This window comes from Streptomyces sp. NPDC039465, from assembly GCF_055639315.1.
Window position 1 is genome coordinate 20,781 of sequence record NZ_JBVKAP010000009.1, and the last position, 25,281, is coordinate 46,061.

The window sequence follows — 25,281 nt, forward strand, 5'->3', positions numbered from 1 at the left end:
CCGGATCGTGTGATGTGCTCGTCCCGACGGGGAGTACCGACGGAACGAGGAGCGGTGCGGGTGTCGCCGAGGACGCAGGACCTGGCCGGGTGGCTGGAGCGCCGTCAGGTGCCGGTCTATCTGGGTGCGCTGGCGGCCGGGGCGCTGCTCGGGTGGGCGGCGCCCGGTGCGGGGCCGGGGTTCGAGCGTGCCATCAATCCCGTGCTCGGGGCGCTGCTGTACGTGACGTTCCTTCAGGTCCCGGCCGCCGAGCTGGTGCGCGCGCTGCAGGACGGGCGGTTCCTGGCGGCGGCGCTGGGCGTCAACTTCGTCGTCGTACCGCTCGTCGTCGCCGCGCTGTACCCCTTCCTCCCCGCCGACCAGGCGGTGCGGCTCGGGGTCCTGCTGGTGCTGCTGTGTCCGTGCGTGGATTACGTGATCGTCTTCAGCGGTCTGGCGGGCGGCAGCAGCCGGCGGCTGCTGGCCGCGACGCCGGTGCTGCTGCTCGCGCAGATCGCGGCGCTGGCGCCGCTGCTCCTGCTGTTCATGGGTCCGGGGCTGGCGGACACCGTGGCGCTGGGCCCGTTCCTGGAGGCGTTCGGATTTCTCATCGTGCTGCCGCTGGCGCTGGCCTGGGCGACCCAGGCGTGGGCCGCGCGCGGGGCGGCGGGGCGGCGGGTGTCGGCCGCGGCGGCCACGACGATGGTGCCGCTGATGGCGGCGGTCCTGCTGGTCGTCGCGGCCTCCCAGGTGCCCAAGCTCGGCGGCCGCCTGGGTGACGTGGCGGCTGTCGTGCCCTTCTATGTGCTGTTCCTGGTGGTGATGGCGTTCGCGGGCCGGGCCGTGGCCCGGCTGCTGCGGCTGGACGCCCCGGCGGCCAGGGCGGTCGTCTTCTCGGGCGCGACCCGCAACTCCCTGGTGGTGCTGCCGCTGGCGCTGGCCCTGCCGGGCGAGCTGGCGGTCGCGGCGGTCGTGGTGGTGACCCAGACGCTGGTGGAGGTGGTCGGCATGGTCGCCTACGTACGACTGGTGCCCCGCCTGGTCCCGGCGGGCGGGGTCCACTGAACCAGACGGGACTTTCGAAACACGCCGCCGGCGCTCTCGTCCCACAGTTCGGTGCTGTGGGCGGCGACGAGGGCGCCGATACGGGCGAGGACCTCACCGACCGGGCGCGGACCGAGGCGGCGTCCGTCGCGCAGGCGCAGCGCGACCTGGTCGTCGGCGGCCTCCTTCGCGCCGACGACGGCCTGGTACGGCACCAGCCGGGCCTCCCGGATCCGGGCGCCCAGGCTGCCGCGGTCGGGCGCGGCCATCTCGGCCCGCAGTCCGAGCCCGGCGCAGCGCCGGGCCAGCGCCTCGGTCTGGGGCAGCTCTGCTTCGGAGACGGGCAGGACGGCCATCTGGGTGGGGGCGAGCCAGGCCGGGAAGGCGCCGCCGTGCTGCTCGACGAGGTGGGCGACGGCCCGCTCCACACTGCCGATGATGCTGCGGTGCACCATGACCGGCCGGTGTTTCGCGCCGTCCGGCCCGATGTAGTGCAGATCGAAGCGCTCGGGCTGGTGGAAGTCGATCTGGACGGTGGAGAGGGTGGACTCCCGGCCGGCCGCGTCGGCGACCTGTACGTCGATCTTGGGGCCGTAGAAGGCGGCCTCTCCTTCGGCCGCTTCGTAGGGCAGCCCGGAGCGGTCGAGGACGTCGGTCAGCAGGGCGACGGAACGCCGCCACAGCTCGGGGGCGGCGACGTACTTGCCGCCGGGGCCAGGCAGGGAGAGCCGGTGGCGGACGGGGCGGATGCCGAGCGCCGCGTAGGCCCGGCGGATCATCTCCAGGGCGCTCTGGGTCTCTTCGGCGACCTGGTCCAGGGTGCAGAAGATGTGCGCGTCGTTCAGCTGGATGGCCCGGACGCGGGTGAGTCCGCCGAGCACGCCGGAGAGCTCGGAGCGGTACATTCCGCCCAGTTCGGCCATACGCAGGGGGAGTTCGCGGTAGCTGTGGGGGCGGGAGCGGTAGATCACCGCGTGGTGGGGGCACAGGCTGGGCCGCAGGACGACCTGCTCGCCGCCGAGGTCCATGGGCGGGAACATGTCGTCGCTGTAGTGGGACCAGTGCCCGGAGATCTCGTACAGCTCCCGCTTGCCGAGGACCGGGGAGTAGACGTGGCGGTAGCCGGCGCGGCGCTCGGCGGCGCGGATGTACTCCTCCAGGGTGTGCCGGACGGTCGCGCCGTCGGGCAGCCAGTACGGCAGCCCCGCCCCGATCAGCGGGTCGGTGTCGAACAGGTCCAGCTCGCGGCCGAGCTTGCGGTGGTCGTGCACGGTGGTCTCCTCGCGGGTGGGGGCGGGTGACCCGGCACGACGAAGCCCCGGGGCACTCGCCCCGGGGCTTTCGACTGAGACAGCGTTCAGCGCGCCGGGACACTCTCCGGCGTCGTCGTGATGGCAGCGCGCTTCATACGGAGCACGGTAGACAGGCAGCCGCGAAGGCCGCACATGATTTTTCCGGCCGCGGTCCGTGCCCTTCCGAGACGCACGGGAACTCCACTGAGTGGTGATGCGACCAACTTCCCGTGAGGCCGCCGGGGTTCGGCGGCGCGGACGGGCGGGGCGGAGGCTGGAGCCATGGTGGGGATCGATCGTCGGAGCGCGCTGATCTCGGCGGCGGGTGTGGGCGCCGCCGCGTGGGGCGTGGCGGCCGGGACCGCGGCGGCGGCCGCGCCGCGGTTGCGCAGTGCGCGGGAGCCGCTGCGGGTGCACATCGTCGCGTTCGACGGCGCGGAGGAGCTCGATGTGTTCGGCCCACTGGAGGTGTTCGCCGCGGCGGCCTCCATGGGGCATCCGGTGCGGCCGCTGCTGGTGACCAGCGGCGGGCCGGGCCGGGTCACGGCGAGCTTCGGCACCGACATCGCGGTCCCGGGCTCCTGGGATCCGCGGGCGGCGGACGTGATCGTCGTCCCCGGCGGCGGCTTCCGGAACCGGCAGGGGCCGGGAGTCTGGTCCGAGATCGCCAAGGGCGTCCTCACCCGCGGGCTGCGGCGCGCCGAACGGCCGTCGCTGACCCTGCTCGGGGTGTGCACCGGAGTGATCGTCCTGCACGCGGCCGGCGTGATCGGCGACCGCCCCTGCACCACCCACCACCGCGCCCAGCAGTACCTGAAGGACGAGGGCGCGGACGTGCGTACCGTCCGCGTGGTGGACGACGGAAACCTCGTGTGCGCGGGCGGGGTCAGCTCCGGCATCGACGGGGCGCTGTGGCTCCTGGAACGGGAGCTCGGCTCCCAGGCGGCGACGTCCGTCGAGGCTCTGATGGAGTACGAGCGCCGGGGCACGGTGCTGCGCACGGCGGGCACCTCGTAGGCCGGGCGGCCCGCGTCCGGACCCGAGGGGTGTGACGCCGCCTCTCGGGCGGCCGACGCGCGGTGACAGGATGGAGGCATGACCGAGATCTTCACTCCCCGCCTCCTGCTGCGCCGCTGGCGCGAGGAGGACGTGATCGCCATGGCCGAGATCAACGCCGATCCGGCCGTGATGCGCTGGATCGGCGACGGGTCCGTGCTCGACCTGGAGCAGACGGCGGAGGCGATCGAGCGCTGGGAGGAGGAGTGGGACGACGAGGGCTTCGGGTTGTTCGCGGTCGAGCTGCTGGGCTCGGGCGAGCTGGCCGGCTTCACCGGTCTTTCCGTGCCTGAGTTCCTGCCCGAGGTGCTGCCGGCCGTGGAGGTCGGCTGCCGGCTCGGGACCCCGTTCTGGGGCCAGGGCTATGCCTCGGAGGCCGCACACGCCTCGCTGGAGTTCGCCCTGCAGGACCGCGGGCTCGACCGGGTGGTCGGCATCTGCCGGGCCGGCCACGACGCCGCGGAGAACGTGATGCGCAAGCTGGGCATGCGGCTGGAGCGGGAGACCGTCGACCCGCGGTTCGGCTTCCCGCTGCTGGTGCACGCGATCGACCTGACGGAGTACAGCGGCTGAGCGGCGCCCCCTGGCGCGCGAGGAGGGAATATCCGTCGCGACGCGTGTGAAGGATGGGATGGACGACCGACGCCCCGTCGATCGTGCGGCCGATCCGCGAGGAGATTCCGTTGAGAATGCTGATCAACGTCCCTGAGACCGTCGTCGCCGACGCGTTGCGCGGCATGGCCGCCGCGCATCCGGAGCTCACCGTCGACGTGGAGAACCGGATCGTGGTGCGGCGGGACGCGCCGATGGCCGGGAAGGTCGCGCTCATCTCCGGTGGCGGGTCCGGGCATGAGCCGCTGCACGCGGGGTTCGTGGGGCCCGGGATGCTGGCGGCCGCCTGCCCCGGGGAGGTGTTCACCTCCCCGGTGCCCGATCAGATGGTGCGGGCCGCGGCCGCCGTGGACAGCGGGGCCGGGGTGCTGTTCGTGGTCAAGAACTACACGGGGGACGTCCTCAACTTCGACATGGCCGCCGAGCTCGCCGAGGACGAGGGCATCCAGATCGCCAAGGTCCTCGTCAACGACGACGTGGCGGTGACCGACAGCCTCTACACCGCCGGACGGCGGGGCACCGGCGCCACCCTGTTCGTGGAGAAGATCGCGGGCGCGGCGGCCGAGGAGGGGCAGCCTCTGGAGCTGGTGGAAAGCGTCGCGCGGCGGGTGAACGAGAGGTCGCGGAGTTTCGGGGTGGCGCTGAGCGCCTGCACCACTCCGGCCAAGGGCAGCCCCACCTTCGATCTCGCCCCCGGCGAGCTGGAGTTGGGGATCGGGATCCATGGCGAGCCGGGGCGTGAGCGGCGCGCCATGATGACGTCGCGGGAGATCGCGGACCTCGCCGTCGACGCCGTCCTGGACGATCTGCGGCCCGGCGGCCCGGTGCTGGTCCTGGTCAACGGCATGGGCGCGACACCGCTGCTCGAGCTGTACGGGTTCAACGCGGAGGTGCAGCGGGTGCTCAGCGAGCGGGGGGTGTCGGTCGCCCGAACGCTCGTGGGGAACTATGTGACCTCGCTTGACATGGCCGGCTGCTCCGTCACCCTCTGCCAGGCCGACGAGGAGCTGCTGCGACTGTGGGACGCGCCGGTGAAGACGCCCGCCCTGCGCTGGGGACGGTGAGGGCCGCCATGTCCGACCCGACCGCTCTGGACGCGCTCTTCTTCCGGCGCTGGCTGACCACCGCCGCGGCCGCCGTCGACCGTGAGGCCGACCGGCTCACCGAACTGGACTCGGCCATCGGCGACGCCGATCACGGCACCAACATGCGGCGCGGTTTCGCCGCCGTCGCCGCCGCCCTCGACAAGGAGGAGCCCGCCACGCCCGGGGCCGTACTGACCCTGGCGGGGCGGCAGTTGATCTCGACCGTCGGCGGGGCGTCCGGGCCGCTGTACGGGACGCTGCTGCGGAGCACCGGCAAGGCGCTGGGTGAGGCCTCCGAGGTCAGCCGCGACCAGCTGGCCGAGGCGCTGCGTACGGGCGTGGCCGCGGTCGCCCAGCTCGGCGGCGCCGTGGCCGGGGACAAGACGATGCTGGACGCCCTGGAGCCGGCGGCCTCGGCGCTCGGCCAGTCGTTCACGGCGGCGCGGGAGGCCGCCGAGGAGGGCGCGCTGGCTACCGTACCGCTGCGGGCGCGCAAGGGCAGGGCCAGTTATCTCGGCGAGCGCAGTGTGGGGCATCAGGACCCGGGGGCGACCTCGTCGGCGCTGCTCGTCGCGGCCCTGGAAGAGGTGGCCCGGTGAGCGCCGTAGGACCGGTCGGGATCGTGCTGGTGTCGCACAGCGCGCAGGTCGCGGCCGCCGTCGCCGAGCTGGCCGTGGGGCTGGCGGCGGGCGGCGCCACCGCACCCGTCGCCCCGGCCGGCGGGGCGCCGGACGGCGGGCTCGGCACCAGCGTGGAGCTGATCACCGAGGCCGCGCGGGCGGTCGACCGGGGCGCGGGCGTCGCGGTCCTGGCCGACCTGGGCAGCGCCGTACTGACGGTGAAGGCGCTGCTCGCCGAGGGGGACGAACTGCCCGAGGAGACCCGGCTGGTGGACGCGCCGTTCGTGGAGGGCGCCGTCGCGGCGGTCGTCACGGCGTCGGCCGGCGGGGACCTGGACGCGGTAGAGGCGGCGGCCGGGGAGGCGTACGCGTACCGCAAGTCATGATGCGTACGCATCCGTGCGCGGCTTGTGATGCAGCAGGTCAACGCACTAGTGTCACACCGCCTTGGTGAACGGGAAACCGGTGAAGTACCGGTGCGGCCCTCGCCACTGTGATCGGGAAGTCCGGCTCCCTCCGCAAGGAAGCCACTGGACCGCCGCGGGAGACCGCGGCGTCCGGGAAGGCGGAGCCCGGGCGGCAGGACCCGTCAGCCAGGAGACCGGCCAAGGCGCGTCAGTCCATCCACGAGGTGCTGGAGAGGGTCTCCCAACCATGCATATAGCCGAGGGGTATCTGCCCCCGTTGCACGCGGCCGCCTGGGGCGTCGCGTCCGCTCCCTTCGTCGTCCACGGCGTACGTGCCCTGACCCGCGAGGTCAAGGCCAATCCCGAGTCCACTCTGCTGCTCGGCGCGTCGGGCGCCTTCACCTTCGTGCTCTCCGCCCTGAAGATTCCGTCGGTGACGGGCAGTTGCTCGCATCCGACCGGGACGGGTCTGGGCGCGATCCTCTTCCGGCCGCCGATCATGGCGGTGCTTGGCACGATCACACTGCTCTTCCAGGCGCTGCTGCTCGCGCACGGCGGTCTGACCACCCTGGGCGCCAACGTCTTCTCGATGGCGATCGCCGGGCCATGGGCCGGCTTCGGGGTGTACTGGCTGCTGCGCCGCTTCGACGTGCCGCTGATGGTGAGCGTGTTCTTCGGCGCGTTCGTCGCGGATCTGGTGACGTACTGCGTCACCAGCGTCCAGCTCGCCCTGGCGTTCCCCGACCCGAGCAGCGGCTTCCTGGGCGCGCTGGCCAAGTTCGGTTCCATCTTCGCCGTCACCCAGATCCCGCTGGCGGTCAGCGAGGGCCTGCTCACCGTCCTGGTGATGCGGCTGCTGATCCAGTCCAGCAAGGGTGAACTGACCCGGCTCGGCGTGCTGCTCCAGGGCGGGCGCAAGGGCGACACGACGACGGAGGCCGCGGTCCGATGAGCCGTAACGCGAAGATCAACACACTGCTGCTGCTCGTCGTGGCGGCGCTCGCCGTCCTGCCGCTGGTGCTGGGGCTCGGCGACCACAAGGAGGAGCCGTTCGCCGGCGCCGACGGCGAGGCCGAGGCGGCGATCACGGAGATCGAGCCGGACTACGAGCCGTGGTTCAGCCCGCTGTACGAGCCGCCGTCCGGCGAGATCGAGTCGGCGCTGTTCTCCCTCCAGGCGGCGATCGGCGCCGGAGTCCTCGCGTACTACTTCGGGCTGCGCAGGGGCCGCCGCCAGGGCGAGGCCCGGGCCAAGGCCGCCGAGCACCACGAGGTGGCCGAGGCGCACGGGACCGGCGACGGTGCCCGTGACGGATCCGCCGCCGGTCATCCGCTCCCCTAGCCGCCGGTGCTGCCCATCGACGCGGCGGCGCACAGCAGTCGCTGGCGCCGCCGTCATCCGTGCGAGAAGGCCGCGCTCGGCTTCGGACTGACCCTGTGCGCGGTCTGTCTGCCGCCGTGGCCGGGGGCCGTGCTGGTCGCGGCCGTCACGCTGGCGGTTCTCCTTGGCCCGGCGGGGGTCGCGCCGCGCCAGCTGTGGCGGGCATTCCGGATCCCGCTGGGTTTCTGTGTGACGGGGGCGGTGCCGCTGCTCTTCCAGGTCGGCGGGGCGGAGGGGTTCGTCACCCTGGCCCCCGACGGGCCGGTGCGGGCCGGCGAGCTGCTGCTGCGGACCTCGTCCGCGTCGCTCGGGGTGCTGCTGTTCGCCTTCACGACACCGGTCTCCGACGTGCTGCCGCGGCTGGTACGGGCCGGGGTTCCGGCGCCCGTGGTGGATGTCGCCCTGGTCATGTACCGGATCAGCTTTCTGCTCCTCGACGCCATGGCCCGGATCCGGCAGGCGCAGGCCGCGCGGCTGGGGCTGACCACCCGGGCAGCGGCCTGGCGCTCGCTGGCCGGGCTCGGCGCGACCGCGTTCGTCCGCGCCTTCGACCGGGCCCAGCGGCTGCAGGGCGGTCTCGCCGGGCGCGGCTACGACGGCACGCTGCGGGTGCTGGTGCCCGAGGCCGTCGTCTCCCGCCGTTTCCTCGCCGCGACCGGGGCGCTCCTCGCGGGTCTGGTCGCCGTCACTCTCGTACTGGAAAGGTCCCTGCCGTGAGCCCTGAGTCGCCTGTTGTTGAGCTGGTCGGGGCGGGTTTCGCCTATGAGGACGGCCCGCCCGTCCTGGAGGGGATCTCCTTCGCCGTACCGCGGGGCCGGGCGATGGCGCTGCTCGGCCGCAACGGCAGCGGCAAGACGACGCTGCTGCGGCTGCTCAGCGGCGGGCTGCGGGTGGGCCGGGGCCGGCTGCTGCTCGACGGCGAGGATGTGTCGTACGACCGCAAGGGTCTTACCCGGCTGCGGACGACCGTGCAGCTGGTCGTGCAGGACCCGGACGACCAGCTGTTCGCGGCCTCGGTCGAGCAGGACGTGTCGTTCGGGCCGATGAATCTGGGGCTGGCCGAGGAGGAGGTACGGGCCCGGGTGGCCGAGGCCTTGGAGGCGCTGGACATCGTGGCGCTGGCGGACCGGCCGACGCATCTGCTGTCATACGGGCAGCGCAAGCGGGCCGCCATCGCGGGCGCCGTCGCCATGCGGCCCCGGGTGCTGATCATGGACGAGCCGACGGCCGGGCTCGACCCGCACGGGCAGGAGCGGCTGCTGGAGGCGCTGGCCCGGCTGCGGGCGTCCGGGACGACGGTGGTGATGGCGACGCACGACGTGGATCTGGCGTTGCGCTGGGCGGACGACGCGGCGGTGCTCTCGCCCCAGGGGCTGCGGACCGGCCCGATCGCGGAGCTCCTGGCCGACGACGCGCTGCTGGACGCGGCGCGGCTGCGGCGGCCGTGGGGGATGGCGGTGGCGGCGGTGCTGCGCGCGCAGGGCCTGCTGGACGAGGGTGCCGCGGGGCCGCGTACGCCAGAGGAGCTGGACGCCTGGGTGGCGGCCCGATAAGGCGGGTTCGTCCGCGGCTTTGCTACCGAGTAGTAGAGCTCACACCCCCACCCTTCTGCAACTAGTTGCATAACCGGTTGGGGTCCCTTAGAACGGAGGTCGACGAAGACTGCGCGAGGAGGCGCCCCCCATGACCCCGTACCCGCACCTGCTGAGCCCGCTCGACCTCGGGTTCACCACCCTGCCCAACCGGGTGCTCATGGGATCGATGCACGTCGGGCTCGAGGAGGCCGAGAACGGCTTCGCGCGCATGGCCGCCTTCTACGCCGAGCGGGCCCGCGGCGGCGTGGGCCTCATCGTCACCGGCGGCATCGCGCCGAACGAGGCCGGGCGCCCCTGGGACGGCGGCGCCAAGCTCACCACCGAGGAGGAGGCGGCCGAGCACCGCCTCATCACGGACGCGGTGCACGCCGAGGGCGGCCGGATCGCCCTGCAGATCCTGCACTTCGGCCGGTACGCCTACCACCCCGCCCTCGTCGCGCCGAGCCCGATCCAGGCCCCGATCAGCCCCTTCGTCCCCAACGAGCTCACCGACGCCGAAGTCGAGCAGACCGTCGAGGACTACGCCCGCTGCGCCGAGCTGGCACGCGCCGCCGGTTACGACGGCGTCGAGGTCATGGGCTCCGAGGGCTATCTGATCAACGAGTTCATCGCCTCGGCCACCAACCGGCGCACGGACCGCTGGGGCGGCAGCTACGAGAACCGGACCCGCTTCCCACTGGAGATCGTCCGCCGTATCCGTGAGCGGGTCGGCGAGGACTTCATCGTCGTCTACCGGCTCTCCATGCTCGACCTGGTGCCCGGCGGCTCGACCCTGGAGGAGGTCGTCGCGCTCGCCAAGGAGATCGAGGCGGCCGGGGCCACGATCATCAACACCGGCATCGGCTGGCACGAGGCCCGTATCCCCACCATCGCCACCTCGGTGCCGCGCGGCGCCTACACCTGGGTCACCAAGAAGCTGATGGGCGCGGTCTCCGTGCCGCTGGTGACCAGCAACCGCATCAACACGCCCGAGGTCGCCGAGGAGATCCTCGCCGAGGGCCGCGCGGACATGATCTCGATGGCCCGGCCGTTCCTCGCCGATCCCGACTTCGTCGCCAAGGCCGCCGAGAACCGCGCCGACACCATCAACACCTGCATCGGCTGCAACCAGGCCTGCCTGGACCACACCTTCAGCCTCAAGATCACCTCCTGTCTGGTGAACCCGCGCGCCTGCCACGAGACCGAACTGGTCCTCTCCCCCACCCGGCTGGCCAAGCGGATCGCGGTCGTCGGCGCGGGCCCGGCCGGTCTCGCCTGCGCCGTCTCGGCCGCCGAACGCGGCCACCAGGTCACGCTGTTCGACGCCGCGCCGGAGATCGGCGGCCAGCTCAACATCGCCAAGCGGGTGCCGGGCAAGGAGGAGTTCAACGAGACGCTGCGCTACTTCCGTACGCAGCTCGACCTACGCGGTGTCGACGTCCGCCTGGACACCCCGGTCGGGGCGGGCGACCTGGACGGCTTCGACGAGATCGTGGTCGCCACCGGCGTCACCCCGCGCACCCCCGAGATCGAGGGCATCGACCACCCGAGCGTCGTCAGCTACCTCGACGTCCTGCGCGACGGGGCGCCCGTCGGAGAACGCGTCGCCGTCATCGGTGCCGGCGGTATCGGCTTCGACGTCGCCGAGTTCCTCACCGACGGCGGCGAGGGCGCGAGCCAGGACGCGGAGACGTACTTCCGTCAGTGGGGCGTGGACACCTCCTACGAGACGAGGGGCGGACTGCGCGCCCCCGAGCGGCCCGCCCCGCCGCGTCAGGTCCACCTCCTCCAGCGCAAGACCTCCAAGGTCGGCGCCGGGCTCGGCAAGACCACCGGCTGGATCCACCGCACCGAACTCAAGCACCGGGGCGTGACGATGGTCGCCGGAGCGTCCTACGAGCGGATCGACGACGCGGGCCTGCACATCACCGTCGACGGCCAGGCGCAGACCCTGCCCGTGGACACGGTCGTACTCTGCACCGGCCAGGAGCCGCGCCGGGACCTGTACGAGGAGCTGTCGGCGGCGGGCCGCCCGGTGCACCTGATCGGCGGCGCCGACGTCGCGGCCGAACTGGACGCCAAGCGCGCCATCGACCAGGGCACGCGGCTCGCCGCCGCCCTGTGATCACCCCGGCCTAGGATGCGGTCATGTCCCTGCCGCACGCGATTCTCACCGCACTGCTGGAGAAGCCGTCCTCCGGTCTCGAACTGACCCGGCGCTTCGACCGGTCGATCGGCTACTTCTGGTCGTCCACGCACCAGCAGATCTATCGCGAACTGGGCAGGCTGGAGCAGGCCGGATACATCCGAGCCCTCCCCAGCGAGGCGCCGGCCCGCGGACAGAAGAAGGAGTACGAGGTCCTGCCCGCGGGCCGCGCCGAACTGACCGAGTGGGTCGCCGCGAGCGAGGACCCGAAGCCGGTACGGGACGCGCTGCTGCTGCGGATGCGCGCGGCGGCGGTCGTCGGCACCGCGGGCCTGCGCGCCGAGCTGGAACGCCATCTGGCCCTGCACCGGCGCCAGCTGGAGGAATACCGGTCGATCGAGGAACGGCACTTCCCCCCGGAACGGGACGCCGAGGAGGACCGGTTGCGGCATCTGGTGCTGCGGGGCGGGATCGACATGGAGCGCTTCTGGATCGAGTGGCTGACCCAGGCGCTGAAGGAGCTCGCGGAGCTGGAGGCCCGGCCGCCGGGCCGGAGACGTGCGGCGGCCCGGGAACGGCCGCCAGGCCGGTGACCTGCGACGGCCCGGGGACGATCGCCGGGCCGAGGACGGCCAGCGGCCCGGTCACGGCCGCGGGTCGGAGACGTGCGGCGGGCCCCGGAGCGATCCGGGGCCCGTCGTATGTCAGGCGGCTGCCTTCCGCCAGGCCGCGTCCCGCAGCAGGCGCAGGCCGTTGAGGCCCACCAGGATCGTGGAGCCCTCGTGCCCCGCCACGCCCAGGGGCAGCGGGAGGTGACCGAAGAGGTCCCAGAGGACGAGCGCGCCGATGCAGACGCCCGCGATGACCAGGTTCTGGACGACCAGGCGGCGCGCGCGGCGGGCGAGGGTCAGCACCGCCGGGATCGTGGCGAGTTCGTCGCGTACGACCACCGCGTCGGCGGTCTCCAGGGCCAGGTCCGAGCCGGCGCGGCCCATCGCGACCGAGGTGTGGGCGGCGGCGAGGGCCGGGGCGTCGTTGACACCGTCGCCGACCATCAGGACCCGCTCCCCGGCCCCTTCCCACTCCCCCACCGCCGCGGCCTTGTGCTGCGGCAGGAGTCCGGCGCGTACGTCGGTGATGCCCGACTCGGCGGCGATGCGGTGCGCGGCGCGGTCGTTGTCGCCGGTGAGGAGGGTGGGCGGCGTGCCGGTGAGCCGGGTCAGGGCGGCGACCGCGGCCGGGGCGCCGTCGCGCAGCCGGTCGGTGAGGGCGAGCACGGCGACGAGGGTGCCGTCGACGTGGACGGCGACCTGGGTGCGGGCGCCGTCGTCCGGGACCTGGAGGCCGTCGGGGGCGCCGACCCGTACCTCCCGGCCGTCCACCACGGCCCGCACGCCGTGGCCGGGGCGGGACGAGAAGCCGCTCGCGTCGGCGATGGGGAGCCCGCGTTCCTGGGCCGCGGTCACCACGGCGCGGGCCAGGGGGTGTTCGCTGGGCCGCTCGGCGGCCGCGGCCAGGGCGAGGACGGTGTCCTCGTCGAGTCCGCCGCCCGGCAGGAGCCGTACGCGCTCGACCGTCGGGGCGCCTTCGGTGAGCGTGCCGGTCTTGTCGAGCGCGACCCGGGTGACGGAGGCCAGACGCTCCATCACCACGGCCGACTTGACCAGGACGCCGTGGCGGCCGGCGGTGGCGATGGCCGACAGCAGGGGCGGCATGGTCGCGAGGACGACCGCGCAGGGCGAGGCGACGATCATGAAGGTCATGGCCCGGAGCAGGGTCTCGGTGAAGTCCGCGCCGAGCGCCAGCGGGATGCCGAAGAGGGCGAGCGTGGCGACGACGACGCCGATCGAGTAGCGCTGTTCGACCTTCTCGATGAAGAGCTGGGTGGGGGCCTTGGTGGCGCTGGCCTCCTCGACCATGGCGACGATCCGGGCGATGACCGAGTCGTCGGCGTCCTTGTCGACGGTGACCTTGAGGGCGCCGGTGCCGTTGAGCGTGCCCGCGAAGACCTGGTCGCCCGTTGACCTGGGGACGGGCAGGGGTTCGCCGGTGATGGTGGCCTGGTCCACGTCGCTGCTGCCGTCGAGGACGGTGCCGTCGGCGGGCAGCCGCTCCCCGGGCCGTACGAGGAGGGTGTCGCCGACGCGCAGGGCGGTGACATCGACCCGCTCCTCGCCGCCCCCGGTCAGGCGTACGGCCTGGGCGGGGGCGAGGTCGAGCAGTCCCCGGACGGAGTCGGCGGTGCGCCGGGTGGCGAGGGCCTCCAGCGCGCCGGAGACGGCGAAGATGACGATCAGCAGGCCGCCGTCGAGGAACTGGCCGATCGCCGCGGCGCCGAGGGCCGCGACCACCATCAGCAGGTCGACGTCGAGGGACTTCTCGCGCAGGGCCTGGAGCCCGGCCCAGGCCGGCTCCCAGCCTCCGGCGGCGTAGCACAGGGCGTACAGCGGACCCCAGGTCCAGGCGGGGGCGCCGGTCAGGTCCAGGGGCAGGGCGCAGAGGAACGCGGCGGCGGCCAGGGCGGCCCAGCGGATCTCGGGGAGGGCGAACAGCCGTGTGACGCTGGCCGGTCTCGGGCCCTGCCGGGGCGGGGTGGCGGCCTGGGTGTCGAGCACCGGGGATGCCATCGGGCACTCCTCTTCGGGGGTCGGGGCGGGAGGGGCGCGACCACCATAGCGGAATACATGAAGAGCTCTTCATTCATCAGATGAAACGTTCCATGCCCCCGGGACGTGCGCGGATACGATGTGCCCATGGGACACGGAGTGAACGGCGAGACGACCCCGGCAACCCACCTGGACCCGGAGTCCGCGGCCACCATCGCCGCCACGCTCCAGGCCCTCGCCACCCCGTCCCGGCTGATGATCCTGACCCGGCTGCGGCAGGGGCCGTGCGGAGTCACCGAACTCGCCGAGTCGGTCGCCATGGAGCAGTCGGCCGTCTCCCACCAGCTGCGCCTGCTGCGCGCGCTGGGGCTGGTCACCGGCGTACGCCAGGGCCGCCGGATCGAGTACAGCCTCTACGACAACCATGTCGCCCAGCTGCTGGACGAGGCGGTCTACCACATCGAGCATCTGCGGCTCGGCGCACGTGAGGTGCCCCATCGGACCGTGGATACTGGTCAGTCGTAGATCGACAACCTCGTGGTGGCTGAAGGGGCGGGCATGGAGGACCAGTTGACGGCAGGGACAGGGCTCCGGACACGGCACGCGGTGGTCGTCGGCGGCAGCGTCGCAGGGCTGCTCGTGGCCCGGGTGCTCGCCGACCACGCCGAGGAGGTGACCGTCGTCGAGCGCGACCGGTTCCCCGACGGCGCCGAGCCCCGGCCGGGTGTGCCGCAGGGCCGCCACATCCATGTCCTGCTGGAGGGCGGTCAGCGGGCGCTGGAGGAGCTCCTGCCGGGCCTGGTCGGCGAGTTGCGGGAGCAGGGCGCGCCCCGGGTGGGCATGCCCGAGGACTTGGTGCAGTGGCAGAACGGCCGGTGGTTCCGCCGCCTTCCGGCGACCTCGCATCTCTTCACCGGCTCACGCCCGCAGTTGGAGGCGCTGGTGCGCCGCCGGGTGCTCGCCGATCCCCGGATCCGGACGGTCGAGGGCACCGAGGTCGTCGGACTGCTCGGTGACTCCCGCCGGGTGCGCGGAGTGCTGGTACGGGAGCGGGGCGCGGGCGCGGCGAAGGAGGCCCGCCCGCTGGAGGCGGACCTGGTCGTGGACGCCTCGGGCCGGGGCACACGCGCCGGCGACTGGCTGGCCGCCATCGGGGCCGAGGCGCCGCACGAGGAGACCCTCGACACGGGCCTCGCCTACGCCACGCGGGTCTACAAGGACACCAAGGGCCGCATCGGCCGGGATCATCTCGGCTACTACATCATGCCCAATCCCCGTCAGGTGTACGGAGGTGTGGCGCTGCCGGTCGAGGACGGGCGGGTGCTCGTGACGCTCTCTGGGCTGCGCGGCTCCGAACCGCCCACGGACGAGGCCGGGTTCGAGGAGTTTGCGGGCCGGCTGCCGCATCCGGTGCTGCGGGAGTGGATCGCGGGGTCCGAGCCCGACTCGCCGGTGCACGGCTTCCGGCAGACCGCCAACATCCGTCGCCGTTACGACCGTCCGGGCCGCCGCCCGGCCGGGTTCCTCGCCGCCGGTGACGCCCTGTGCTCCTTCAACCCGGTCTACGGCCAGGGCATGGCGGTGGCGGCGATCGGCGCGGTGGCGCTGCGCCGGGCCCTGTCCGATCCGCGGCGTACGCCGACCACGTTCCGGGTGCAGCGGGCGCTGTTCGACGCCTCGCGGCAGGCGTGGGACATCTCCTCGGGGTCGGACAAGAAGATGCCGGGGGCGCGCGGGGACGGGCTGCGGTCGAAGCCGGGCGACAAGGTGGCGGGCTGGTATCTGGAGCGGGCGCTGGCGCGCTACACCGGCGATCCGGTGGTGGGTGCGGCGCTGCGGTCCGTACTGACGCTGAGCGCGCCGCTGGGTGTGCTGTTCGCGCCGAAGGTGGTGCGGGCGGTGCTGTTCAAGCCCCAGGCGATGACGCCGCTGGAGCCGCCGTTGCTGCGCGAGGGCGCCGCCCGCTGAGGGGACGCGCGCGCTCAGACGTCCGGCGCCGCGCTGATCGTGCCGGCGGCGGTCAGCGCGGCGTAGTCGTCGGCGTTCTGGTCGGCGTAGCGGATGGCGAAGTCGGCGACGGCGCGGTCGAAGGTGTCGGAGCCGCCGAGGTAGGCGGCGACGGCGATCCGGTCCCCGGAGCGGGCGTGGGCCCGGGCGAGGGCGCGGCCGCACAGCCCGGCGTATTCACGGAGCATGGACGGGGGCATCGCCTCGACCTCGGCGGTGCCCTTCATGTCGCGCAACTGGCGCCAGTAGAAGTGGCGTTCCTCGGGTCCGGTCATCCAGCCGAGGAAGATGTCGCTCGCGGCCTGGAGCAGGCGCTGTCCGGCGACGACACGGTGGCCGTGGTGGGTGTGGGGGCCGGGGCCGAGGTGTTCTTCGAGGACGGATGCTCCCGCCTCCTTGATCTGAAGGAACAGGGGGTCGCCGGCGTCGCGTCCTTCGAGCAGCAGGACGAAGCAGCGGGTCCCGACGCTGCCGACGCCGACGGCCTTGGCCGCGGCGTCGACGAAACGGTAGCGGTCCAGCAGGACGCGGCGTTCCTCGGAGAGGGAGCTGCGGTAGTCGCTGAAGATCTTGCCGAGGCCGGTGCGGTCGACGCCGTCGACCCGTTCAAGGAGGGGCGGGTCCTCGATGATGCGCCGGCCGTCGTCGGTCTCCTCGGTGAGCTTGCCGAGGGCGTGCAGGCTGGTGCGGCGGCGGGCGCGGGCGAGGGTGGCCTCGACGCGGCGTCTGCGCGAGCGGCCTACGAGCGGAAGCAGGTCGGCCGCGTCGATGCGTTCGTACCAGACGTCCAGTTCGCCGAGTGCGGCGAGGCGGCGGACGGAGAGGCGGTACGACTCGACGGCGACGCGGGCGGCGGCCTGCGCCTTGGCGCGGGTGCTGCCGTTCTGCAGGGCGGCCACCGCGACGCTGGCGGCGAGGCGTTTGACGTCCCATTCGAAGGGGCCGGGGAGGGTCTCGTCGAAATCATTGAGGTCGAAGAGCAGGGCGCGTTCCGGCGAGGCGTAGAGGCCGAAGTTGAGGAGGTGGGCGTCGCCGCTGAGCTGGACGGTGAGGCCGGTGTGGGGCTGGGCGGCGAGGTCGCCGGCCATGAGGGCGGCGGCGCCGCGGAGGAAGGCGAACGGCGAGACGGCCATGCGGCCGTAGCGGACGGGCAGCAGGCCGGGGAGCCGGCCGGCGGCCTGTTTCTCCAGCACGGTCACGGGGTCGGGGCGGTGCGGGGCCGGTATCCAGCGGCCGTGGGAGGACCGGGAGACGGTCTTACGGGCGGCTCGTCCGCGCGCAGCCCGCTCGGAGGGCGTCAGCATCGGTCTCACCCGCCTCTCACGCCACATCCGGAACTTCCCTCACTCGGGTGCGTTCCTGGGCGCTCGTCTGGACCCAGTAAATGGCCATGACGGGGCGTTCGCATCCGGAGCGGCGGGGTAGCAGGCCCGTGTTCATGGGGCCCTTGGCCCGCTGCCGGCCGCACTTTCGGCCAGACTCTGGGGCAGCCCTTCCAAACAGGTTTAGACCAATGATAGAGATTGATCACCCATACGGGCCAAGCGGTTACGCTGAGCGAAGAACAGCGCACGGACCGAAGAGCCGAAGAGAGGTTGATCATGGCTGAGCCCGATCACGACCGTACGGAGCTTCCGCTGTACCTCCGGGTCGCCACCGCCCTGCGGGACGATCTCACCCACCGCCGCATCCCGCCGGGCAGCAGGCTGCCCTCGGAGCGGTCGATGGCGCACCGCTTCCGCGTCAACCGCCAGACCGTCCGCAGCGCCCTCCAGCTCCTGCGGGACCAGCGGCTGGTCGTCACCGACCGGCGCGGCACCTTCGCCGCGAGCGGCGAACACGAGGCGCGCGGACCGGTCCTGACGCCGGGCCAGCAGTACTTCCCGGGCGGTACGGAGGCCACGGGCGCGCTGATCAGGGCGGGGCTCACCTGGGAGGCCCCGGCCGTGGACCTGGCCGCGCAGCTCTCGCTCGCGCCCGGCGAGCCCACGCTCGTCCACCACCACCGGGTCCTGACGCCGAGCGGCACTCCGGTGCAGCGGTCGGTCTCCCGGTTCTCCGCCCACGCCCTCGCCGAGATCCCGGAGCTGCGCCGCTACCGGCGCGGCAAGGACTGCGACCAGCAGCCCGATCTGCGGCTGCTGTACCACTGGATGCATCAGGCGGGGCTGCGGCTGACGAGGCGGGAGACGATCGGGGTGCAGCAGCCGGACTCCATCGGCCGGGCGGGCGGGCTGGTGCGCGGGCCGGAGGCGGGCGGTGCCCGGCTGGCCGTCCACCGGGTGGTGAGCGACCAGCACGGGCACGCGCTGGAGATCACGGACATCGACTTCGCCGCGCACGCGGCGGACTGGACCTACGAGTTCTCCGGCTGACGGGCCCCCGGAGCGGGGGCCGCCGCGCGGGCCGGAGGAGGCCGGTCCGAAGGGGCGGTCAGACGATGCCCTCGGCGATCTCGGCCTGCTCGCGGGCGTTGCCGTACGCGGACGGGGTGCCGTACGAGCGCCGGGCGACGTACCACCAGACACTGGCCAGGACCAGTACGACGGCCAGGGCGATGACGGCGTAGTTCATGGAGTCGACCGTGACGGGGGACTTCTGCGGCAGGCAGAACAGGACGGTGACCAGTGCCACCCAGACGACGGCGGTCCAGCCGATGGGCTTGCTCCAGCGGCCCAGGCTCCAGGGCCCCGGCTGGAAGCGGTCACCGGCGCGCAGCCGCAGATAGATGGGGATGGCGTAGGCGGGGGTGATGCCGATGACGTTGATGGCGGTGACCGCGCCATAGGCGGTGGCGGAGTAGAGCGAGGGCAGGGCGAGCACACCGGCGACGACGACCGAGAGCCATACGGCCGGGACGGGCGTCTGGGTGCGGCCGCTGACCTTGCGCCACAGCGCGGAGCCGGGCAGGGCGTTGTCGCGGCTGAAGGCGAAGACCATCCGGCTGGCGGCGGCGACCTCGGCGTTGCCGCAGAAGAGCTGCGCGACGATCACGACGAGCAGCAGGGCGGTGGCGCCGCCGGAGCCGAGTGCGTCGAGGAAGATCTGGGCGGGCGGGACGCCGGTCGCGCTGCCCTGGGTGGCCGCGTAGTCCTGGATGGCGAAGGTCAGCCCGGCCAGCAGCGCGAATCCGGCGATCCAGGAGACCCAGATGGCGCGGACGATGCCCTTGGCGGCGGAAACGGAGGCGTTGGAGGTCTCCTCGGAGAGGTGGGCGGAGGCGTCGTAGCCGGAGAAGGTGTACTGGGCCAGCAGCAGACCGATCGCGGCGACGTAGAACGGGTTGGCCCAGCCGGTGTCGTTGACGAATTCGGTGAAGACGAACTGGGGTGACTGGTGACGGTCGGGGACGAGGGCCAGGGCGCCGACGATGACGGCGACACCGGTCAGATGCCACCAGACGCTGATCGAGTTGAGGACGCTGACGAGGCGGACGCCGAAGAGGTTGAGCGTGGCGTGCAGCAGCAGGATGCACAGGAAGATCAGGAAGGTGGAGCCGGGGGTGGGCTCGAACCCCCACTGGAGGTTGAGGAAGGCGCCGGTGAAGAGGGCCGCGCCGTAGTCGATGCCGGCGATCGCGCCGAGCAGACCGAGCAGATTGAGCCAGCCGGTGTACCAGCCCCAGCGGCGGCCGCCGAGCCGGTCGGCCATGTAGTAGAGCGCGCCGGAGGTGGGGTAGGCGCTGGTCACCTCGGCGAGGGCGAGGCCGACGCAGAGGACGAAGAGCCCGACGCCCACCCAGCCCCACATCATCACGGCGGGCCCGCCGGTGCCGAGGCCGAAGCCGTAGAGGGTCATGCAGCCGGAGAGGACGGATATGACGGAGAAGCTGATGGCGAAGTTGCCGAAGCCTCCCATCCTGCGGGCGAGGACGGGCTGGTAGCCCAGTTCTCTGAGCCGCTCCTCCTCGTCCTGCGGAGCGGCGGCCTGGGATGGCCGGCGGGCGGCCCATGCGGTGCGGGACACGGTGGTACCTCCGGGGGTGGTGAGCACGGGGGACGGTGGTGCACGGGGGGTGCGGGGGTTTCAGCCGCGGCCGGAGAGGCTTCGGGCACGGGCCCGTACGAACACCTCCTCGGCGAGGGCCTGGTCGGCGGGGTCGCGGGTGCGGAAGGCCCAGGGGTGGGTGGTCCAGTACGGTCCGATCGCCTCGAAGACGCGGGCCGCGTCGCCGAAGTGGAGCGCGCCCCACAGCGCGTGGGCGAGGTGGTTGAGGTCGAGCGGGGAGGCCAGGTCCGTCGCCGTGAGGAGGAACCACGTGTCCAGCGCGTGCTGGGCGTCGCGTACGGCGTCCTCGGCGACCCAGTGGAGGTCGAGCGCCCTTTCCTGGCCGCGTTCGCGGCGGTAGCGCTCGACCCGGACGTAGAGCGGCAGGACGTGCAGGGCCGAGCCGGCGGGGGCGGAACCGGCCGCCCACTGGACGAAGTTGAAGGCCTCGGAGAGCGGGCCCCGGCTGCGCGCGTACATGAACTGGAGCATGCGGTGGTACGCCTCGCGGTTGTGCGGGTCGCGCTTGTCGGCCTCGGCGAGCAGGCCCCAGGGGCCGGGCGGCAGCATCGGGCCGGGCGGTGCGAGGCGGTGCTCCTCCATCTGACCTTGTTCGTCGAGGAGGGACAGGGCCAGCAGGCAGACCCAGGGCACGGGGTCGGCGGGGGCCGCGTGGGCGGTGAGCCGGCAGGCCTCCCACGCCTCCTGCCACAGTTCGCGGGTGCGCGGATGGCCGCCGCGGTGGGCGCGTACGGCCCGTTCGACGGTGACGCGGGTGTGCATCACGGCCGCGGCGAGGCTGTGGGGTTCCTCGGCCCGCCAGGCCTGGACGACGTCGGATCCGGCGGCGACGGCGGCCAGGACCTGTGTGCGCTGGGTCCACAGCCCCCAGTCGGGCGTCCGGGCGAGGAGCTGCGCCATCGACACCCAGCGGCCGGTGCGCAGGTCCTGGACGGCGACCCGCAGGGCGTTGTCATGGCCCGCGGGGTGGTAGACGGGGCGGAACTGGCTGCCGCCCATCACCCCGTCCCGGTCGGCGGACGGTGGCGGCGTGGTGGTCGTGCGGTGGTCGTGGGCATCGGTCCTCGGATCACATGGGGGGTGGGTCGGTACGGCGTGCGGTCGCCGCGCTGCGGCCGCGCCGACGTCAGGAGCCCCGAACTGCTCGGCGGAGTCCTGGCGTTGACCCCCGGCGGCGTCACTCGCCGTTGATCGGCGATCACTATAGAGGCCGATGGCGCCTACGCATCCGGATTCTCGTTCGAACGCAACTATCAAGCCATCGGCTGAATTTGACTTTACGTCAGCTCAGGTCTTGACACGGCGGATCCTTGACGCCGCCCGTCCGGCTGATGAAGGCTTTCCGCCGACGATCAAGCGTCTTCCCACGTATGCCGACACCAGGAACGGGAGTGGTAATGACGGGCCCCGTGCTCGCTGTCGACCAGGGCACATCGGGCACCAAGGCACTGGTCATCTGTCCCCGGCGCGGTGTCATCGGCTCCGGGTCCGCGCCCGTACGGCCCCGGTACCTGCCGGGCGGCCGGGTCGAGGTCGATCCGCGTGAGCTGCTGGCCTCGGTCGTCGCCGCGGGCCGCCAGGCGCTGGCGGAGGCGGGTGAGCCGGTCGTGGCGGTGGGACTCGCCAACCAGGGCGAGACCGTCCTGGCCTGGGACCCCGCCACCGGCGAGCCGCTCACCGACGCGATCGTCTGGCAGGACCGGCGGGCCGAGCAGCTCTGCGCCGAACTCGCTTCGTACGCCGAGGCGTTGCGCGAACGGACCGGGCTGCCGCTCGACCCGTACTTCGCCGCTCCCAAGATGGCCTGGATACGCCGCCACCTGACCGGGGACGGGGTCGTGACGACCAGCGACGTGTGGCTCGTACACCGGCTCACCGGCGCGTTCGTCACCGACGCCGCCACCGCGGGGCGGACCCAGCTGCTCGACCTCGACACGGTCGCCTGGTCGGACGAAGCCCTGGCCGTCTTCGGCCTGGCCGACGAACGGCTGCCGGCGGTCGTCGACGCGGACACCCTGGTCGGCACCACCTCCGCCTTCGGGCCCGAACTCCCCCTCACCGGGCTGCTGGTGGACCAGCAGGCCGCGCTGCTCGCGCAGAGCGTCACCGAGCCCGGCGTCGCCAAGTGCACCTACGGCACGGGGGCGTTCCTGCTCGCCCAGACCGGTCCGCTCCCCCGCCGCAGCGGCTCCGGCCTGGTCGGCTGTGTGGCCTGGCGGATCGCCGGGCGGACCAGTTACTGCCTGGACGGGCAGGTGTACACGGCCGCCTCGGCCGTCCGCTGGCTGACCGACCTCGGCGTGCTGTCCGGCGCCGAGGACATCGACCCCGTCGGCGCGAGCGTGCCGGACGCGGGCGGTGTCACGTTCGTACCGGCGCTCGCCGGGCTCGCCGCGCCGTGGTGGCGCGGCGATCTGCGCGGCTCGGTCACCGGTCTCGGCCTCGACACGACCGCCGGCCATCTGGTGCGCGCGCTGTGCGACGGCATCGCAGCGCAGGTCGTGGAGCTCGCGGACGCGGCCGCCGCCGACCTGGGCGCGCCGCTGAGCGCCCTGCGCGTCGACGGCGGGCTGACCCGCTCGACGCTGCTCATGCAGACACAGGCCGACCTCCTCCAGATCCCCGTGGAGGTCTCGGCGCTGCCGGACGTCACGGCGCTCGGTGTGGGTGCGGTGGCCCGGCTCGGGCACGATCGCGGTCTGGCACTCGGCGACGCCGTGCCGCCGTGGCGGCCGTCGGCCGTCTACGAGCCGCGGATCGGCCCGGAGCGGGCGGCGGAGCGGCTCGGGCGGTTCCGGGCAGCGGTGGCGGCGCTGGTCGACGGTCCGGCATGACGGTCACCACGGCCGGGCCGCTCCCGGAGGAGGTGTACGACGTCACCGTGGTCGGCGCCGGTGTCGTCGGCTCCGCGATCGCCCGCGAGCTGGCCCGGCTGCCGCTGCGTACGGCCCTGGTCGAGGCCGCCGACGACGTGGGCGAGGGCACCTCCAAGGCGAACACCGCGATCCTGCACACCGGTTTCGACGCGGTGCCGGGCTCGCTTGAGGCCCGGCTCGTCCGGGAGGGGCAGCGGATGCTCGCCGCGTACGCCGCCGACTGCGGCATCCCCGTCGAGCCGCTCGGCGCGCTGCTCGTGGCCTGGGACCAGGAGCAGCTGGCGGCCCTGCCCGTACTCGCGCGGAAGGCGGTGCGGAACGGCTACGACGCGGCCCGGATCCTGGACGCCGAGGAGGTGCGGGCCCGTGAACCGGGTCTCGGCCCGGGGGCCCTGGGAGCGCTGCACGTACCCGGTGAGTCGATCATCTGCCCCTGGACGACGACGCTGGCGTACGCGACGCAGGCCGTGCGCGGCGGAGTCGATCTCCATCTCAACTGCCGGGTGCGGACAATAACTTCGGGTGAGCCGCATACGCTCGGGACATCGCGGGGCGTGCTGCGTACGCGTCATCTGGTCAATGCGGCCGGGCTGTACGCGGACGAGCTGGACCGGCTGCTCGGGCACGCGGACTTCACGGTGACGCCGCGGCGCGGCCAGCTGATCGTCTTCGACAAGTTCGCCCGTCCGCTGGTGCGGCACATCCTGCTGCCCGTGCCGGGCGCGCTGGGCAAGGGGGTGCTGGTCTCGCCGACGGTGTACGGGAACGTGATGCTCGGCCCGACCGCCGAGGATCTGGACGACAAGACCGCCACCGGTTCGACCGCCGAAGGCCTCGCCCAGCTGCGGGAGAAGGGCCGGAGGATCCTGCCCGCGCTCCTGGCGGAGGAGGTCACGGCGGTCTACGCGGGGCTGCGGGCCGCCACCGAGCACGACGACTACCGGATGGTCGCCAGGCCGGAGCAGCGCTGTGTGACGGTGGGCGGGATCCGCTCGACGGGCCTGACCGCGTCGATGGCGATCGCCGCGCATGTGGTGGATCTGCTGGGTGAGGGCGGGCTGCCGCTCGGCGGGGCGCGCGAGCTCGCGCCGGTGCGGATGCCGAATCTGGGCGAGGCCTTCCCCCGCCCGTACCGCAGTGCCGAGATGATCGCGGCGGATCCCGACTACGGCAGGATCGTCTGCCACTGCGAGCGGGTGACCCGCGGCGAGATCCGGGACGCGCTGGCCGGGGCGATCCCGCCCGGCTCGCTCGACGGGTTGCGGCGGCGCACCCGCGCCCGGGGCGGACGCTGCCAGGGGTTCTCCTGCGGACCCGCGGTCCAGGCGCTGTTCGAGCAGGCGGGAGCGGGGCAGTGAACCGTACGGTCGACGTGCTGGTGATCGGGGCCGGGCCCGCGGGTCTGGCCGCGGCGGCGCGACTGGCGGCGCTGGGCGCGGGCCGGGTGGAGGTCCTGGAGCGGGAGTCCGAGGCGGGCGGGGTGCCCCGGCACTGCCACCACGGCGGCTTCGGCGGGTGGCTCCAGGGGCCGGTGTACGCGCGGAGGCTCACCGATGCGGCCGTGCGGTTCGGGGCCACGGTGCGGACCGGCGTGTCGGCCACCGGCTGGGACGGGCCGCTGACGCTGGAGGTCACCGGGCCGGGCGGTCTTGAGCGGATCACGGCACGGGCCGTGGTCCTCGCCACCGGCGCGCGGGAACGGCCGCGCAGCGCCCGGCTGGTGCCCGGTGCCCGGCCCGCCGGGGTGCTGACCACGGGCGAGTTGCAGCAGGCTGTCCATCTGTACGGGCAGCCTGTGGGCCGCCGTGCGGTGGTGGTCGGCGCGGAGCCGGTGGCGTTCCACGCGGTGCGCACACTGCGGCGGGCGGGGGCGCGGGTGGTGGCGGTGGTCACCGAGCGGCCGCGCAGCGCCTGGGCGGGAACTACGGCCGGGGTGCTCGGCGCGGGCCGGGCCGGGGGCGGGCCGCTCGCTCCCCCGCCTCCGCTGCTCACCGGCACCGAGGTGACCGAACTGCTGGGCCGCGGCCGGCTGTCCGGGGTCCGCATCCGCCACGCCGACGGCCGCTCGGGGGTCGTCGGCTGCGACACCGTCGTCTTCACCGGCGACTGGATCCCCGACCACGAACTGGCCCGGTACGGCGGTCTCGCCCTGGACCCGTGCACCCGCGGACCTGCCGTGGACGCGTCGTTCCGTACGTCCGAGCCGGGCGTCTTCGCGGTGGGCAACGTGCTCCGGGGCGTCGAACGCGCCTCCACCGCGGCCGCGGAGGGCGCCGCCGCGGCCGATCAGGTCGTCGCCCATCTGTCGGGCGCGCCGTGGCCGGTGCCCGGCCCGCCGCTGGTGGTACGGGCACCGCTGGTGTGGGTGTCGCCGAACCGGGTCACGGGGCCGGGCGCGGGGCGGATGCTGCTGCGGTCCGGGGCGCCGCTCATGAACCCGGTGGTGACGGTCGTTCAGGACGGTGTGCCGCTGCACCGCGGGCGGGTCCTGGGTCCGGTCTCGCCGTCGCGGTCGATGCGGCTGCCGCTGCGGTGGACGGCGCGGGTCGACCTGGACGGCGGGCCCGTCGTGATCGGTGTGGTGTAGGC

The 25,281-nt window shown here is 73.4% G+C and carries 23 protein-coding genes and 1 riboswitch; of the genes, 18 read left to right on the forward strand and 5 right to left on the reverse strand.

The features are described 5' to 3' along the window. Window positions 1-60 precede the first annotated feature (60 nt). The gene (locus ACZ7LT_RS26885; protein ID WP_471238680.1) at window positions 61-1,044 is read left to right on the forward strand and encodes a bile acid:sodium symporter; all 984 of its coding nucleotides are present in this window, start codon (window positions 61-63) and stop codon (window positions 1,042-1,044) included. On the opposite strand, the gene thrS is transcribed toward ACZ7LT_RS26885, so the two are convergent. After that, the gene (gene thrS, locus ACZ7LT_RS26890) at window positions 996-2,294 is read right to left on the reverse strand and encodes a threonine--tRNA ligase (RefSeq protein WP_471238681.1); all 1,299 of its coding nucleotides are present in this window, start codon (window positions 2,292-2,294) and stop codon (window positions 996-998) included. The genes ACZ7LT_RS26885 and thrS overlap by 49 nt on opposite strands. Window positions 2,295-2,597: 303 nt before the next feature. Here thrS and ACZ7LT_RS26895 point away from each other — a divergent pair, with 303 nt between their 5' ends. From ACZ7LT_RS26895 to ACZ7LT_RS26945, 11 genes are all read left to right on the forward strand, one after another. Beyond that, complete coding sequence (locus ACZ7LT_RS26895) at window positions 2,598-3,332, forward strand: DJ-1/PfpI family protein (RefSeq protein ID WP_471238682.1); 735 nt, start codon at window positions 2,598-2,600, stop codon at window positions 3,330-3,332. Window positions 3,333-3,410: 78 nt separating this feature from the next. Then, a complete protein-coding gene (locus ACZ7LT_RS26900) occupies window positions 3,411-3,944 on the forward strand; it encodes a GNAT family N-acetyltransferase (RefSeq protein ID WP_471238683.1) in 534 nt (177 codons plus the stop codon). Between the two features lie 110 nt (window positions 3,945-4,054). After that, window positions 4,055-5,047 carry a dihydroxyacetone kinase subunit DhaK gene (dhaK, locus tag ACZ7LT_RS26905; RefSeq protein WP_471238863.1) on the forward strand — a complete coding sequence of 331 codons (993 nt, stop codon included), beginning with the start codon at window positions 4,055-4,057 and terminating at the stop codon, window positions 5,045-5,047. 8 nt (window positions 5,048-5,055) lie between these two features. Then, window positions 5,056-5,667, forward strand: a complete 612-nt coding sequence (gene dhaL, locus ACZ7LT_RS26910) for a dihydroxyacetone kinase subunit DhaL (protein ID WP_471238684.1) — start codon at window positions 5,056-5,058, stop codon at window positions 5,665-5,667. Beyond that, complete coding sequence (locus tag ACZ7LT_RS26915; RefSeq protein ID WP_471238685.1) at window positions 5,664-6,074, forward strand: PTS-dependent dihydroxyacetone kinase phosphotransferase subunit DhaM; 411 nt, start codon at window positions 5,664-5,666, stop codon at window positions 6,072-6,074. Before dhaL ends, ACZ7LT_RS26915 begins: the two co-directional genes overlap by 4 nt. A 45-nt stretch (window positions 6,075-6,119) precedes the next feature. Further along, window positions 6,120-6,312: riboswitch (cobalamin riboswitch) on the forward strand. Between the two features lie 30 nt (window positions 6,313-6,342). Then, window positions 6,343-7,047 (forward strand): energy-coupling factor ABC transporter permease, encoded by a 705-nt coding sequence (locus ACZ7LT_RS26920; RefSeq protein ID WP_471238686.1) that lies wholly within the window; start codon window positions 6,343-6,345, stop codon window positions 7,045-7,047. Then, on the forward strand, window positions 7,044-7,436 hold the full coding sequence (locus ACZ7LT_RS26925) for an energy-coupling factor ABC transporter substrate-binding protein (protein ID WP_471238687.1): 393 nt from the start codon (window positions 7,044-7,046) through the stop codon (window positions 7,434-7,436). Before ACZ7LT_RS26920 ends, ACZ7LT_RS26925 begins: the two co-directional genes overlap by 4 nt. 6 nt (window positions 7,437-7,442) lie before the next feature. Continuing rightward, complete coding sequence (gene cbiQ, locus ACZ7LT_RS26930; protein ID WP_471238688.1) at window positions 7,443-8,192, forward strand: cobalt ECF transporter T component CbiQ; 750 nt, start codon at window positions 7,443-7,445, stop codon at window positions 8,190-8,192. Next, window positions 8,189-9,028: an energy-coupling factor ABC transporter ATP-binding protein gene (locus ACZ7LT_RS26935; protein WP_471238689.1), complete on the forward strand. Its 840-nt coding sequence runs from the start codon at window positions 8,189-8,191 to the stop codon at window positions 9,026-9,028. The genes cbiQ and ACZ7LT_RS26935 overlap by 4 nt, the downstream gene beginning before the upstream one ends. Before the next feature lie 130 nt (window positions 9,029-9,158). Next, window positions 9,159-11,174 carry an NADPH-dependent 2,4-dienoyl-CoA reductase gene (locus ACZ7LT_RS26940; RefSeq protein ID WP_471238690.1) on the forward strand — a complete coding sequence of 672 codons (2,016 nt, stop codon included), beginning with the start codon at window positions 9,159-9,161 and terminating at the stop codon, window positions 11,172-11,174. 23 nt (window positions 11,175-11,197) lie between these two features. Beyond that, entirely contained in the window at window positions 11,198-11,788 is a 591-nt protein-coding gene (locus ACZ7LT_RS26945; RefSeq protein WP_471238691.1) for a PadR family transcriptional regulator, read from the forward strand. A 111-nt stretch (window positions 11,789-11,899) separates the two neighbouring features. Here the strand turns inward: ACZ7LT_RS26945 and ACZ7LT_RS26950 are convergent, their stop codons facing one another. Continuing rightward, window positions 11,900-13,822 (reverse strand): heavy metal translocating P-type ATPase, encoded by a 1,923-nt coding sequence (locus tag ACZ7LT_RS26950; RefSeq protein ID WP_471238692.1) that lies wholly within the window; start codon window positions 13,820-13,822, stop codon window positions 11,900-11,902. Window positions 13,823-13,948: 126 nt separating this feature from the next. Here ACZ7LT_RS26950 and ACZ7LT_RS26955 point away from each other — a divergent pair, with 126 nt between their 5' ends. Both ACZ7LT_RS26955 and ACZ7LT_RS26960 read left to right on the forward strand, forming a co-directional pair. Further along, window positions 13,949-14,326 carry an ArsR/SmtB family transcription factor gene (locus ACZ7LT_RS26955; protein WP_471238693.1) on the forward strand — a complete coding sequence of 126 codons (378 nt, stop codon included), beginning with the start codon at window positions 13,949-13,951 and terminating at the stop codon, window positions 14,324-14,326. Window positions 14,327-14,359: 33 nt separating this feature from the next. Next, on the forward strand, window positions 14,360-15,769 hold the full coding sequence (locus ACZ7LT_RS26960) for an NAD(P)/FAD-dependent oxidoreductase (protein WP_471238694.1): 1,410 nt from the start codon (window positions 14,360-14,362) through the stop codon (window positions 15,767-15,769). A 14-nt stretch (window positions 15,770-15,783) separates the two neighbouring features. On the opposite strand, the gene ACZ7LT_RS26965 is transcribed toward ACZ7LT_RS26960, so the two are convergent. After that, the gene (locus ACZ7LT_RS26965; RefSeq protein ID WP_471238695.1) at window positions 15,784-17,112 is read right to left on the reverse strand and encodes a DUF2252 domain-containing protein; all 1,329 of its coding nucleotides are present in this window, start codon (window positions 17,110-17,112) and stop codon (window positions 15,784-15,786) included. A 297-nt stretch (window positions 17,113-17,409) separates the two neighbouring features. Between ACZ7LT_RS26965 and ACZ7LT_RS26970 the strand changes: the two genes are divergently transcribed. Next, the gene (locus ACZ7LT_RS26970) at window positions 17,410-18,183 is read left to right on the forward strand and encodes a GntR family transcriptional regulator (RefSeq protein ID WP_471238696.1); all 774 of its coding nucleotides are present in this window, start codon (window positions 17,410-17,412) and stop codon (window positions 18,181-18,183) included. 58 nt (window positions 18,184-18,241) lie between these two features. Here the strand turns inward: ACZ7LT_RS26970 and ACZ7LT_RS26975 are convergent, their stop codons facing one another. After that, window positions 18,242-19,666 carry an amino acid permease gene (locus tag ACZ7LT_RS26975; protein WP_471238864.1) on the reverse strand — a complete coding sequence of 475 codons (1,425 nt, stop codon included), beginning with the start codon at window positions 19,664-19,666 and terminating at the stop codon, window positions 18,242-18,244. A 168-nt stretch (window positions 19,667-19,834) separates the two neighbouring features. Continuing rightward, entirely contained in the window at window positions 19,835-20,815 is a 981-nt protein-coding gene (locus ACZ7LT_RS26980; RefSeq protein ID WP_471238697.1) for a hypothetical protein, read from the reverse strand. Between the two features lie 398 nt (window positions 20,816-21,213). Between ACZ7LT_RS26980 and ACZ7LT_RS26985 the strand changes: the two genes are divergently transcribed. From ACZ7LT_RS26985 to ACZ7LT_RS26995, 3 genes are read left to right on the forward strand one after another with little or no spacing between them, the layout of a single operon-like run. Beyond that, window positions 21,214-22,650: an FGGY family carbohydrate kinase gene (locus tag ACZ7LT_RS26985; protein WP_471238698.1), complete on the forward strand. Its 1,437-nt coding sequence runs from the start codon at window positions 21,214-21,216 to the stop codon at window positions 22,648-22,650. Continuing rightward, window positions 22,647-24,050, forward strand: coding sequence for an FAD-dependent oxidoreductase (locus ACZ7LT_RS26990; protein ID WP_471238699.1), 1,404 nt, complete (start codon window positions 22,647-22,649; stop codon window positions 24,048-24,050). Before ACZ7LT_RS26985 ends, ACZ7LT_RS26990 begins: the two co-directional genes overlap by 4 nt. Then, window positions 24,047-25,279, forward strand: coding sequence for an NAD(P)/FAD-dependent oxidoreductase (locus ACZ7LT_RS26995; RefSeq protein WP_471238700.1), 1,233 nt, complete (start codon window positions 24,047-24,049; stop codon window positions 25,277-25,279). The genes ACZ7LT_RS26990 and ACZ7LT_RS26995 overlap by 4 nt, the downstream gene beginning before the upstream one ends. Window positions 25,280-25,281: the final 2 nt, after the last annotated feature.

Excerpts from the sequence above, each read along its gene's own strand:
- ACZ7LT_RS26895 (WP_471238682.1), top strand. The coding sequence starts at position 2,598 with ATGGTGGGGATCGATCGTCGGAGCGCGCTGATCTCGGCGGCGGGTGTG.
- ACZ7LT_RS26900 (WP_471238683.1), top strand. The coding sequence starts at position 3,411 with ATGACCGAGATCTTCACTCCCCGCCTCCTGCTGCGCCGCTGGCGCGAG.
- dhaL (WP_471238684.1), top strand. The coding sequence starts at position 5,056 with ATGTCCGACCCGACCGCTCTGGACGCGCTCTTCTTCCGGCGCTGGCTG.
- ACZ7LT_RS26920 (WP_471238686.1), top strand. The coding sequence starts at position 6,343 with ATGCATATAGCCGAGGGGTATCTGCCCCCGTTGCACGCGGCCGCCTGG.
- ACZ7LT_RS26925 (WP_471238687.1), top strand. The coding sequence starts at position 7,044 with ATGAGCCGTAACGCGAAGATCAACACACTGCTGCTGCTCGTCGTGGCG.
- ACZ7LT_RS26940 (WP_471238690.1), top strand. The coding sequence starts at position 9,159 with ATGACCCCGTACCCGCACCTGCTGAGCCCGCTCGACCTCGGGTTCACC.
- ACZ7LT_RS26945 (WP_471238691.1), top strand. The coding sequence starts at position 11,198 with ATGTCCCTGCCGCACGCGATTCTCACCGCACTGCTGGAGAAGCCGTCC.
- ACZ7LT_RS26950 (WP_471238692.1), bottom strand. The coding sequence starts at position 13,822 with ATGGCATCCCCGGTGCTCGACACCCAGGCCGCCACCCCGCCCCGGCAG.
- ACZ7LT_RS26955 (WP_471238693.1), top strand. The coding sequence starts at position 13,949 with ATGGGACACGGAGTGAACGGCGAGACGACCCCGGCAACCCACCTGGAC.
- ACZ7LT_RS26960 (WP_471238694.1), top strand. The coding sequence starts at position 14,360 with ATGGAGGACCAGTTGACGGCAGGGACAGGGCTCCGGACACGGCACGCG.
- ACZ7LT_RS26965 (WP_471238695.1), bottom strand. The coding sequence starts at position 17,112 with ATGCTGACGCCCTCCGAGCGGGCTGCGCGCGGACGAGCCGCCCGTAAG.
- ACZ7LT_RS26970 (WP_471238696.1), top strand. The coding sequence starts at position 17,410 with ATGGCTGAGCCCGATCACGACCGTACGGAGCTTCCGCTGTACCTCCGG.
- ACZ7LT_RS26975 (WP_471238864.1), bottom strand. The coding sequence starts at position 19,666 with ATGGGAGGCTTCGGCAACTTCGCCATCAGCTTCTCCGTCATATCCGTC.
- ACZ7LT_RS26980 (WP_471238697.1), bottom strand. The coding sequence starts at position 20,815 with ATGGGCGGCAGCCAGTTCCGCCCCGTCTACCACCCCGCGGGCCATGAC.
- ACZ7LT_RS26985 (WP_471238698.1), top strand. The coding sequence starts at position 21,214 with ATGACGGGCCCCGTGCTCGCTGTCGACCAGGGCACATCGGGCACCAAG.
- ACZ7LT_RS26990 (WP_471238699.1), top strand. The coding sequence starts at position 22,647 with ATGACGGTCACCACGGCCGGGCCGCTCCCGGAGGAGGTGTACGACGTC.